This is a genomic window from Klebsiella sp. RIT-PI-d, assembly GCF_001187865.1.
Classification (GTDB): domain Bacteria; phylum Pseudomonadota; class Gammaproteobacteria; order Enterobacterales; family Enterobacteriaceae; genus Superficieibacter.
The window spans coordinates 1,990,065-2,001,055 of record NZ_LGIT01000009.1 but is presented as its reverse complement, the minus strand read 5'-3'; the positions used below and the strand labels follow the sequence as shown (position 1 = coordinate 2,001,055).

The 10,991-nt window shown below is 56.0% G+C and carries 9 protein-coding genes; 5 read left to right on the top strand and 4 right to left on the bottom strand.

The window, feature by feature from the left end; all coding sequences use genetic code 11:
- Position 1: 1 nt before the first annotated feature.
- Genes menB through menE form a run of 3 tightly spaced genes read left to right on the top strand, consistent with a single transcriptional unit; the run spans position 2 to position 3,185 of the window.
- The gene (gene menB / locus AC791_RS15705; protein ID WP_049841337.1) at positions 2–859 is read left to right on the top strand and encodes a 1,4-dihydroxy-2-naphthoyl-CoA synthase; all 858 of its coding nucleotides are present in this window, start codon (positions 2–4) and stop codon (positions 857–859) included.
- Positions 859–1,824 carry an o-succinylbenzoate synthase gene (gene menC, locus AC791_RS15700; RefSeq protein ID WP_049841336.1) on the top strand — a complete coding sequence of 322 codons (966 nt, stop codon included), beginning with the start codon at positions 859–861 and terminating at the stop codon, positions 1,822–1,824. The genes menB and menC overlap by 1 nt, the downstream gene beginning before the upstream one ends.
- A complete protein-coding gene (menE, locus tag AC791_RS15695) occupies positions 1,821–3,185 on the top strand; it encodes an o-succinylbenzoate--CoA ligase (protein ID WP_049841335.1) in 1,365 nt (454 codons plus the stop codon). The genes menC and menE overlap by 4 nt, the downstream gene beginning before the upstream one ends.
- A gap of 82 nt (positions 3,186–3,267) precedes the next feature.
- Here menE and katA read toward each other — a convergent pair whose 3' ends face one another.
- Entirely contained in the window at positions 3,268–4,716 is a 1,449-nt protein-coding gene (katA, locus tag AC791_RS15690) for a catalase KatA (RefSeq protein WP_049841334.1), read from the bottom strand.
- A 277-nt stretch (positions 4,717–4,993) separates the two neighbouring features.
- On the opposite strand from katA, the gene AC791_RS15685 reads away from it, so the two are divergent.
- The gene (locus AC791_RS15685; RefSeq protein WP_049841333.1) at positions 4,994–5,536 is read left to right on the top strand and encodes a YfaZ family outer membrane protein; all 543 of its coding nucleotides are present in this window, start codon (positions 4,994–4,996) and stop codon (positions 5,534–5,536) included.
- Positions 5,537–5,623: 87 nt separating this feature from the next.
- A complete protein-coding gene (locus tag AC791_RS15680; protein ID WP_049841332.1) occupies positions 5,624–6,820 on the top strand; it encodes a nicotinamide mononucleotide deamidase-related protein YfaY in 1,197 nt (398 codons plus the stop codon).
- Positions 6,821–6,830: 10 nt separating this feature from the next.
- On the opposite strand, the gene glpC is transcribed toward AC791_RS15680, so the two are convergent.
- Genes glpC through glpA form a run of 3 tightly spaced genes read right to left on the bottom strand, consistent with a single transcriptional unit; the run spans position 6,831 to position 10,889 of the window.
- Positions 6,831–8,021: an anaerobic glycerol-3-phosphate dehydrogenase subunit GlpC gene (glpC, locus tag AC791_RS15675; RefSeq protein ID WP_049841331.1), complete on the bottom strand. Its 1,191-nt coding sequence runs from the start codon at positions 8,019–8,021 to the stop codon at positions 6,831–6,833.
- A complete protein-coding gene (glpB, locus tag AC791_RS15670) occupies positions 8,021–9,277 on the bottom strand; it encodes a glycerol-3-phosphate dehydrogenase subunit GlpB (RefSeq protein ID WP_049841330.1) in 1,257 nt (418 codons plus the stop codon). Before glpB ends, glpC begins: the two co-directional genes overlap by 1 nt.
- Complete coding sequence (gene glpA, locus AC791_RS15665) at positions 9,267–10,889, bottom strand: anaerobic glycerol-3-phosphate dehydrogenase subunit A (protein WP_049841329.1); 1,623 nt, start codon at positions 10,887–10,889, stop codon at positions 9,267–9,269. The genes glpB and glpA overlap by 11 nt, the downstream gene beginning before the upstream one ends.
- Positions 10,890–10,991: the final 102 nt, after the last annotated feature.

Below are 10,991 nucleotides of genomic sequence, written 5' to 3'. Positions count from 1 at the left end.
GATGATTTATCCTGATGAAAACATGCTTTACGCCCCCGCTGAATGGCAAGATTGCTCGGAAGGGTATACCGACATCCGCTATCAAAAATCCGTTGATGGTATTGCAAAAATCACCATCAATCGCCCGCAGGTCCGCAACGCATTTCGTCCGCTGACCGTTAAAGAGATGATTCAGGCCCTGGCCGACGCTCGTTACGATGATAACGTTGGGGTCATTATTCTTACCGGTGAAGGCGATAAGGCTTTCTGTGCCGGTGGCGATCAGAAAGTGCGTGGCGATTACGGCGGCTATCAGGATGACTCGGGTGTTCACCACCTTAACGTGCTGGATTTCCAGCGTCAGATCCGCACCTGTCCTAAGCCGGTTGTAGCGATGGTCGCGGGATATTCCATCGGCGGCGGGCATGTCCTGCATATGATGTGCGATCTGACTATCGCGGCGGAAAATGCCATCTTCGGCCAGACCGGTCCGAAAGTCGGCTCCTTCGACGGCGGCTGGGGCGCCGCCTACATGGCACGCATCGTCGGGCAGAAAAAAGCACGTGAAATCTGGTTCCTGTGCCGTCAATACGACGCAAAACAGGCGCTCGATATGGGACTGGTTAATACCGTTGTCCCACTGGCTGAACTTGAGAAAGAAACCGTACGCTGGTGCCGGGAAATGCTGCAAAACAGCCCCATGGCGCTGCGCTGCCTGAAAGCGGCTCTGAACGCAGACTGTGACGGTCAGGCGGGTTTACAGGAGCTGGCGGGGAATGCCACGATGCTGTTTTACATGACCGAAGAAGGTCAGGAAGGGCGCAATGCATTTAACCAGAAGCGCCAGCCAGATTTCAGCAAATTTAAACGGAATCCATAATGCATAGTGCTCAGGTCTGGCGCTGGCAAATCCCGATGGATGCAGGCGTGATCCTGCGCGAGCGGCGTTTAAAGACGCGGGACGGGCTGTTTCTGTGCCTGAATAGCGGTAGATGTGAAGGGTGGGGGGAAATCTCCCCTCTGCCCGGTTTCAGCTTCGAAACGCTGGAACAGGCTCAGGCATGTCTGCTGGACTGGGCGCGCGAGTGGGAGCTGGGTGGCGATCCTGCCCTGCCGACTCTGCCTTCGGTCGCATTTGGCATCAGTTGCGCACTGGCAGAGTGGCAGGGTGAACTGCCGCAGGCGGCGAATTATCAGGCCGCACCGTTATGTACCGGCGATCCGGACGCGCTTCTGCCGTTACTCGCTGCCATGCCCGGTGAGAAAGTCGCCAAGGTTAAAGTCGGACTGTATGAAGCGGTGCGTGACGGCATGGTAGTCAATCTGCTGCTGGAAGCCATTCCCGACTTACAATTGCGTCTTGATGCCAACCGCGCATGGACGCCACTGAAAGCACAGCAGTTTGCCAGATACGTTAATCCCGCCCTGCGCGATCGTATTGCATTTCTGGAGGAGCCATGCAAAACCCGCGACGACTCCCGCGCATTTGCCCGCGAGACCGGGATCGCTATCGCCTGGGATGAAAGCCTGCGCGAAGCTGATTTTTGTTTTGCCGCTGAACCTGGCCTGCGGGCAGTGGTGATCAAACCGACGCTCACCGGCAGTCTGCAAAAAGTCCGCGATCAGGTGCATATGGCCCATGCGCTTGGCTTAACGGCGGTGATCAGCTCGTCAATCGAATCGAGTTTAGGGCTGACCCAGCTGGCACGACTGGCCGCCTGGCTGACGCCGCACACGCTTCCGGGGCTGGATACCCTGAATCTGATGCAGGCGCAATTACTTCGTCGCTGGCCTGCAAGTCCGTTGCCGTGTCTGAATCAAGACATGATGGTGCGGCTGCGATGACATTTACCGACTGGCCGTGGCGACACTGGCGTAACCAGCGCCCGGACGCGCAGGCTCTGCGACTCGACGATGAGCCGCTTAGCTGGCAGACACTGTGTACACGCCTTGATACGCTGGCCGCCGGTTTTGCGGCCCAGGGCGTGCGGGAAGGGCAGGGTGTCATGCTGCGGGGCGTTAATCATCCGTCGATGCTGCTTTCATGGCTGGCGCTGCTACAGTGCGGGGCACGGGTCCTGCCGGTGAATCCACAGCTACCGATATCGATGCTGGATGTGCTGCTGCCCGGACTTACGTTGCATCATGCCCTGAACATTGCAGACGAGCAGTCTTTTGCCGGCCTGACCGTTCTGAAATTGCAGGAGGTCGATGGCGTTCATGCTGCGGCCTGGCGGCCTGAGCGTCTGGCATCAATGACCCTGACTTCAGGCTCAACCGGGCTACCCAAAGCCGCGGTGCATACCTGCGCGGCGCATCTTGCCAGCGCCCGGGGGGTGCTGGCAATGATCTCCTTTGCAGCGCAGGATGACTGGCTGCTGTCGCTACCGCTGTTTCATGTTTCCGGGCAGGGCATAATCTGGCGCTGGCTGCAGGCCGGAGCACGACTGACCGTACGTGTTAAACAACCGCTGGAGCAGGCGCTGGCTGGCTGTACTCATGCCTCGCTAGTGCCCACACAGCTTTGGCGCCTGCTGGAACGTGATACGCCGGTAGCTCTGAAAGCGGTGTTACTGGGCGGGGCGGCGATCCCGGTGGACTTAACGCGTCAGGCGCGAGCGCGCGGGATCCGCAGCTGGTGTGGCTATGGTCTGACCGAATTCGCCTCAACGGTGTGCGCAAAAGAAGCTGATGGCCTGGCCGATGTCGGCGTGCCGTTACCGGAGCGTGAAATGCGTCTGGTCAATGGCGAAGTCTGGCTGCGTGCCGCCAGTATGGCGGAGGGCTACTGGCATGATGGCGAGATTATCCCGCTGCTCAATGAACAGGGCTGGTTTGCCACCCGCGATCGCGGTGAACTGCATAATGGGCGCTTAACCCTTGTCGGCAGGCTGGATAATCTCTTTTTTAGCGGTGGAGAAGGTATTCAGCCGGAGGAAGTTGAGCGTGTTATCGCTGCACACCCAGATATCCTGCAGGTTTTCGTGGTGCCGGTTGCGGACCCGGAGTATGGCCAGCGTCCGGTGGCGGTGGTGGAGAGCGATACGCCGCTGGATATCCGGCAGTTATCCCTGTGGGTGAGTGATAAACTTGCCGGCTTCCAGCGACCGGTTCACTGGCTTTTATTACCTGACTCACTTAAAACGGGCGGCATTAAAATCTCGCGCCAGGCTTTGCAGGGGTGGGTTAATACAACGGTAGGTTGAAAGGGTGAGTGCTGTTGTTTTTCAAGGCCGGGTAAGCGCAGCACCACCCGGCATGAAAGGCACCTTAGCGCCCGTTAAACAATTATTCCGCGTTTTTTAATGCTGCCAGAGCCGCAGCAACACCTGCGCCATATTCCGGATGCACTTCACTGAACAAGCCAATCTGCCGCTGCTGAATAAATTCGGGCACCTCTTTCATATCCCCGGCGATACGGGCAAACATGCGCTGATGCTCTTCATCACTCAGCAGCTCATATAATTTACGCGGCTGGCTGAAATAATCGGTATCTTCGCGATGATTCCAGTGATCGGCGGCGCCTTCAAGGCTCAACGGCGGTTCGCTGTAATCCGGCTGTTCCTGAAATACGCCAAAGCTATTAGGCTCATACGTTGGACCATTACCGCTATTGCCGTCAATGCGCATTGCGCCATCGCGATGATAGTTATGGAACGGGCAGCGCGGTGCATTCACCGGGATCTGATGATGATTAACCCCCAGGCGATAACGATGCGCATCGCCATAAGAGAACAGGCGACCTTGTAGCATCCGGTCGGGCGAAAAACCGATGCCCGGGACAACATTGGCCGGCGACATTGCAACCTGTTCAACCTCGGCAAAATAGTTATCCGGGTTACGATTAAGTTCCAGGATGCCCACTTCAATGAGCGGATAATCACCGTGCGGCCACACTTTGGTCAGATCAAACGGATTGTAAGGTACCGTTGAGGCTTCCTCTTCCGGCATAATCTGCACATAGAACGTCCAGCGCGGGAAATCGCCTTTTTCAATCGAATTAAACAAATCACGCTGCGAGCTTTCGCGGTCTTCTGCCACCAGGCGTTTGGCTTCATCATCCATAAGGTTGGCAATACCCTGTTGGGATTTCAGGTGGAATTTGACCCAGAAACGTTCATTGTTATGGTTGATAAAGCTGAAAGCATGACTGCCGAAGCCGTGCATGGTGCGATAGGAGAAAGGCAGACCGCGATCGCTGAAGTCAATGGTTAACTGATGCAGGGTTTCCGGCAGGTGGGAGAAGAAATCCCACTTATAGGTAGGATTACGCAGGTTAGTGCGCGGGTCACGTTTTACCACATGATTCAGATCCGGGAATTTCAGCGGATCGCGCAGGTAGAATACGGGGGTGTTATTCCCTACTAAATCCCAGTTACCTTCTTCGGTATAAAATTTGATTGAAAAACCGCGGATATCGCGCTCGGCATCCGCGGCACCACGTTCGCCGGCCACCGTCGAGAAACGTAAAAACAGATCGGTTTTTTTACCGATGTCGGAAAAAATCTTAGCGCGGGTGTAAGCCGTAATATCCTGGGTCACTGTAAACGTACCATATGCGCCGGAACCTTTAGCATGCATACGGCGTTCCGGGATCACCTCCCGGTCAAAATGCGCCAGTTTTTCCAGAAACCAGACGTCCTGTAACAGCATCGGGCCACGAGGACCGGCAGTAGCAACGTTATTATTGTGCGCCACAGGTGCGCCAGCGGAGGTGGTTAATCCTTTTTTGCTCATCTTTATCTCCTGATAGATGTTTAAAAAGTGTTTAATTTCCGTTTAATTTCCGTTTGATTTGGCAAATTAATCTAGGGCATATTTGTACGCAATGTATTGATCCCGGGCAATTTGTCTCTCTCTATTGCAGTCATACCTTTCACCTCTCAACGCAGCGGCAATCTGCACTTACATTTAATGCCGGCGATAGCGAACTTAGTGCATTGCTTCTGGAGGATTCAATTGTACAATCCTGCGGTTTTGGGACGTTTTACCTGGTATTTGTGGAAGCATTAAAATGAAAAAAAGAATTCTGACGGGCGTTTGTGGATTACTCTTTGTCTCTGCTGCGGCTAACGCGCTTAGCGTCAGCGGCCAGGCAGGTAAGGATTACACCAATATTGGCGTCGGCTTTGGCACCGAATCTACCGGGCTGGCGCTGTCCGGCAACTGGGCGCATAACGACGACGATGGTGATATCGCCGGTCTGGGGCTGGGGTTAAATATTCCGCTGGGGCCGTTCATTGCGACCGCTGGCGGCAAAGGGGTTTATCTTAATCCTCAGCGCGGCGATGAAGGCTACGCAGCGGCGGTGGGCGGCGGTTTGCAGTGGCAAATTGGCGATAGCTTCCGTCTGTTTGGCGAGTATTATTACTCTCCTGATTCGCTCTCAAGCGGCGTGAAAGATTACGAAGAAGCGAACGCCGGGGCACGACTGACAATTATGCGTCCGTTAAGCATTGAAGCGGGCTATCGCTATATTAATCTGTCAGGTAAAGACGGTGACCGCGACAGCGCGGTGGCTGACGGTCCTTACATCGGCGTGAATGCCAGCTTCTGATCCTCTGCGGTGCGCTAAACCATCGCACCGCTTTTTTTCCTCTCTCCATGCGTTATAGTTAATCGTCCTCTTTTGCTGGAGAAAATAATGATAAATGTGGAGATGCTATCCACGGGTGACGAAGTTCTGCACGGACAGATCGTCGACACCAATGCCGCCTGGCTTGCTGATTTTTTATTTACGCAGGGATTCCCGCTTTCTCGCCGCAACACAGTCGGCGACAATCTACAGGATCTGATCGCTATTCTGCGCGAGCGCAGCACGCAGGCCGATATCCTGATTGTTAACGGTGGCCTCGGGCCGACCAGTGACGATCTCAGCGCGCTGGCCGCTGCCACGGCGAAGGGTGAAACACTGGTATTACACGAAGCGTGGCTGGCACAAATGGAGCGCTTTTTTAACGAGCGTGGACGGGTAATGGCGCCCAGCAACCGTAAGCAGGCGGAAATCCCGGCCAGCGCTGAGCTGGTTGACAACCCGGTCGGAACCGCCTGTGGCTTCGCACTTGAGCTTAACCGCTGCCTGATTTTCTTTACTCCCGGCGTACCGTCGGAATTTAAGGTCATGGTCGAACAGCAGATCCTGCCGCGCCTGCGTAAGCGCTACAGCCAGGTCGAGCCGCCGCTGTGTCTGCGGCTGACCACTTTTGGTCGTTCAGAAAGCGATCTGGCGCAAAGTCTCGATGCGCTGACCTTGCCGCCGGGTGTGACCATGGGTTACCGCTCGTCAATGCCGATTATTGAATTAAAGCTGACCGGCCCGGCTTCTCAGCGCGACGCCATGCAGGCCTTATGGCCCGAGGTGAAACGCGTGGCCGGAGAAAGCCTGATTTTTGAAGGTACTGATGGTCTGGCCGTGGAAATCGCCCGACAGCTTCAGGATCGTCAGCTCAGTCTGACCCTGAGCGAGCAGTTTACCGCCGGGCTGGTGGCGCTACAGCTTTCACGCGCCGGTGCGCCACTGTTAGCGTCGGAAGTGATCCCTGCGCAGGAAGAGTCGCTGGCCCAGACGGCGCGTTGGGTAAGAGAACGCCGCCGCAGCCGCTTTGCCGGGCTGGCGCTGGCGATCACCGGGCTTGAAGCCGATCATCTTAATTTTGCGCTCTCCACGCCGGATGGGACCTGGGCGCTACGGGTGAAATTTAGCGCCACGCGGCACTCTCTGCAGGTCCGTCAGGAGGTCTGCGCGATGATGGCATTAAACATGCTGCGCCGCTGGCTTAGTGGCAAACCGGTCGCCAGCGAACATGGCTGGATCAACATCGTCGAATCGCTGGCGCTATAACCGGAAAGCGCTACGCCAGCGCGCTTGCCAGTAGAGTGATGGGATGTTCACAGCGTTTACGGGTGGACATCTCGATTTGCCATTTGCAGGTTTCACAGTCCGTGACCACGATATCGGCATCGCTTTCGTCTATCTGTTGAAAGAGTGGCGCGCCAATGGCTTGCGATGTGGCGTAATTCTCTTTCTTAAAGCCATAAGTGCCGGCAATACCGCAGCATTGCGACTCCAGGACCGTTAATTCCAGCCCCGGGATCAGACGCAGCAGTTCAAGGGTATACAACGTCCAGCCCATTTTCTCCATATGACACGGCGTGTGATACACCACTTTTAACGGCAGAGATTTTAGCGGCAACGTTTGCCCGGCATCCAGTTTGCGCCACAGCCAGCGGGTTGCCAGTTCAATATGCTCACGCAGGCCGCTGTTATCCACATCCAGCACCTGGGGATACTCGTCGCGCAGCGCAAATGTGCAGGTTGATGAGGTTGCGATCACCGGGATGCGTTTCTCGATAATCGTCTCTCTCAGAGAATCAACGTTGCTGAGAGCCTGTTTACGCGCTTTACGGGTAAACCCGTTGGCAATTAATGGTACGCCGCAGCACTTCTCTTTACTGAGCAACTGAACGCCTGTTCCCGACGCGTTGAGAACGCGGATCAAATCTTTACCCAACTGGGGGTGATTATAATTCACGAAACAGCCGTGAAAAAAAGCCACTTGCTCGCGATATTGCCTCTGTTGCGTTGCCACGCTGCGATACCAGCGGCGGAACGTGCCGCTGGAGTATTTCGGCAATGTACGACGATGATCAATTTTTAAGGCGTGATCGAGCAACTGGCGTACGGGTTTGAGTGAGGTGGCGGTATTAACGATCGGTGCAAACGGCACTGACAGGCGGCCCATTAAATCGGTATGACTCAGGATCGCGTTACGCAGCGAAGGACGCGCGGTGTCATAGCGGGCGCGGGCCTGCTGAATAATATCCCCGATTTTCACGTCCGACGGGCAGGCGATTTCGCAGCGTTTACAGTTGATACAGTATTTGAGCGCCTCGTCGTACAGGGCACCATCTTTTAGCCGCAGTCGTTCGCCGTCCGGACCGGCCTGTTTCGGACCGGGATAGCGCGGATTAACCCGGCTGACCGGGCAGGCGGTAGTACATACCGTACATTTAATACAGCTTTCAAAACGGGTGTCGCTCATCATTGACCTCCGGCAAGCGCGGTAATGTGCTGCGCGGCAAACAGGGCGGTAACGGCAGAGACGCCACCGCCGCAGCCCTGCGCAATCGGATCGAATCCACCGAGCACCGCACCGGCGGCGAACAGATTTTCAGCGGTTTTTCCGTTCACGTTTGGTCGCAGGTATTCATCAACGCTAACCCCAAACTGTTGCCACGGCTGCGGCGTAAAAAAGTCGTCCTCATACCACCCGGCGCGGGAGGTTGTCTGCCGGACCGTCAGCCGTAAAATGGGTTCGTGAACGTCATTACGTCCGGCAACCAGCCCATTGCTGAAAAAACTGCCGCTGGCGAGCACCACATAACGCGGGCGCAGCGGAATGTCGGCATGATGTCGGGTCCAGACTTCACTTGCCATACCGTCGCGTATTGTCACGCATTTAATCTCGTCGCCGGGCATCCAGGTGCCGCCGGATTTGACAAACTGCCGCTGTAGCTGACGATGCAGACGCAGGCCGGCAACAGAAGGCGGTAAGGTTGGAAGCAGATGCAGAGAACACGGAAGACGTTCAATTAACCACTGATAAAGGCGATCATCCTCAAGACCGAAACAGGCAGGTAGCAACACGGCATCGCAGCGTTGTGCGAAGGGCAGGAGTGCGTCATACAGCAGCGGCCAGTGGGCTTCATTATCAAAAAAGCGGGCCAGGGTGACGGCGCGAAACTCGGTGGGATTTTCCCGCAGAACATCCAGCTCAGGCAGATCTATCTCACCTGTTTCAACATCTGCAACGTGCTGACGCAGCGACGCGGCGACCAGATGAGGCTGGAAATCGAGCATTCCGCTGATCCCTGCCACGCAGATCCGTCGGGCGCGTAACGGTGCGACGGGAACTTCCTGCGGCGTCAGCCAGGCCGTACGCAGCGTACCGAGAGGCGTCACGCGTGCGTGATTAGACCGGCAATTTCCCTGCATCACGGCGCCGCACTGCGCAAGCAGTTGCTCCGTTTGTTGCGCCAGGGCCAGCACGGTTTGTGCGCCCAGCAGTGCATAGGGATGTTCTGGCGCGAGGGCGCTAAGTTTTTCCAGCCCGGCGCGAATATCGGTGACGGGTGTACCATCCGGCAGCACGCTCAGCAGATCGAGCGATGCCGATGAAAAGGCGAGGGCGCTTTGTCCCCGGCTGACGATGGCGCAGCGCAATCCGTTGTTCTGTAATTGCAGCCCACAAAGTAGCCCGGTCAGGCCACCGCCGATAATCACCGTATCAAATCTCATGCTTTTGCTCCTTTTCGAGTCCGCACAAGCCCTGATATACCCAGCGGGTAAATTCACTTTCGCGCAGGGCATCACCCCACGCGACAGGCTGCACGCCTTTCCAGCGTTCATTAAGAAAATCTGAGAGTTGGCTGAGGGACTGTGTCGCTGTGGTTACGTTAAAACGCTGTAGCAGCCCGGCGGCACGGCACGCGCACAGCTCACCCTGACAGGTTCCCATCCCGACACGGGTTCGACGACGAAGATCGAGAAGGCTTTTTACCGCCAGATTTTGTACCGCATACTGAACTTCCCCGGCGGTGACGGCTTCGCACTCACACACCACGCTGCGGTTCAGGCGTCCTTCACCGAGCCAGGAGGGCGTGCGGTCACCGTGACGATATACCGCTGAGCCGCGAAGTGGCGCAGGCAGCGAAATCATACGCTGGAGCGTTTTCTCCACCGTATCCTGCGAGCCTGGAAGTGGCGTACTGGCGGTGGAGCAGGGTTGCGTATTGCCCAGTTTGCGACACACCGCATCAGTTGCCCACTCCGCCATCAGGCGATAGGTCATTAATTTGCCGCCGGTGATGGTGATAAATCCTTCCATGCCATCACGACTGGCGTGATCGAGCAGCACAATCCCCCGGCTGACGTTGCGTCCGGCAGGATCGTTATCGCTGGCGACCAGCGGACGTACGCCAGCGTAGGCGCGTAAAATCCGTGTGGTCGCCATGATCGGCGCGAGTTTTTCACCCTCGCGCAGCAAAATATCGACCTCGTCGGACGTTACCCGATTCTGGTCTATCTCATCATAATTAATGTGCAGCGATGTGGTGCCAATTAGCGAAATGGTATCTCCCGGCACCAGAATATCGGCATCAGAAGGTTTACGGCAGCGGTTAATAACATGCTGATTAATACGGTGATCGAGGATCAGCAAGGACCCTTTAGCAGGAAACATTCGAATGCTCAGGTCAGCATATTCTGCAATGCGCTGACCCCAAATTCCCGCCGCGTTAACCACCACGGAAGCGTAAAGCTGCCGGGTTTCACCAGTCAGAGTATTCAGGACATGCACGCCACAAACGGTCGCGCCGTTGCGGATAAGCCCGGTGACAGCATGTGCGGTAAGAATGGTGGCACCGTGCTCGCGGGCATCCAGCATATTAGCAGCGGTCAATCGGAAGGGATCAACCGTACCATCCGGCACTCTGACAGCACCGGTAAGCTGCGGATTAACCGCAGGCTCTATGCGACGAGCCAGTGAGGGATCGATGATGTCGGCAGCAATACCCGCGTCATGGCAGGCCTTCACAAAAGTCGCCTGAAAAGACAATTCATCTTCCGGTAGCGTAATAAATAGGCCGTCGGTCGGTTCAATACAATGGCGGGCAATACGTTTAAGAATTTGGTTTTCGCTAATACACTCGCGGGCGGATTCACCATCGGTTACCGCATAACGCGCGCCGCTGTGCAACAATCCATGATTGCGTCCGGTCGCGCCAGTCGCAATATCGTGACGTTCCACCAGCGTGACCCGCAGTCCGCGCAGGGCGCAATCGCGGGCGATCCCGGCACCGGTCGCGCCGCCACCAATCACAATCACATCACTTTCCAGCTCTGCGCTCATCGCTGTTTCCTCATGTTCGTTTCTTAACATTTAGGCATATAAACAGGGATGAATGTTTGATTTCGAGCATGTTCGCGCCTTTTTCGAAGATTAAATGTGACC

Coding starts and splice junctions, on each gene's coding strand:
- menB (WP_049841337.1), top strand. CDS start 2: ATGATTTATCCTGATGAAAACATGCTTTACGCCCCCGCTGAATGGCAA.
- menC (WP_049841336.1), top strand. CDS start 859: ATGCATAGTGCTCAGGTCTGGCGCTGGCAAATCCCGATGGATGCAGGC.
- menE (WP_049841335.1), top strand. CDS start 1,821: ATGACATTTACCGACTGGCCGTGGCGACACTGGCGTAACCAGCGCCCG.
- katA (WP_049841334.1), bottom strand. CDS start 4,716: ATGAGCAAAAAAGGATTAACCACCTCCGCTGGCGCACCTGTGGCGCAC.
- AC791_RS15685 (WP_049841333.1), top strand. CDS start 4,994: ATGAAAAAAAGAATTCTGACGGGCGTTTGTGGATTACTCTTTGTCTCT.
- AC791_RS15680 (WP_049841332.1), top strand. CDS start 5,624: ATGATAAATGTGGAGATGCTATCCACGGGTGACGAAGTTCTGCACGGA.
- glpC (WP_049841331.1), bottom strand. CDS start 8,021: ATGAGCGACACCCGTTTTGAAAGCTGTATTAAATGTACGGTATGTACT.
- glpB (WP_049841330.1), bottom strand. CDS start 9,277: ATGAGATTTGATACGGTGATTATCGGCGGTGGCCTGACCGGGCTACTT.
- glpA (WP_049841329.1), bottom strand. CDS start 10,889: ATGAGCGCAGAGCTGGAAAGTGATGTGATTGTGATTGGTGGCGGCGCG.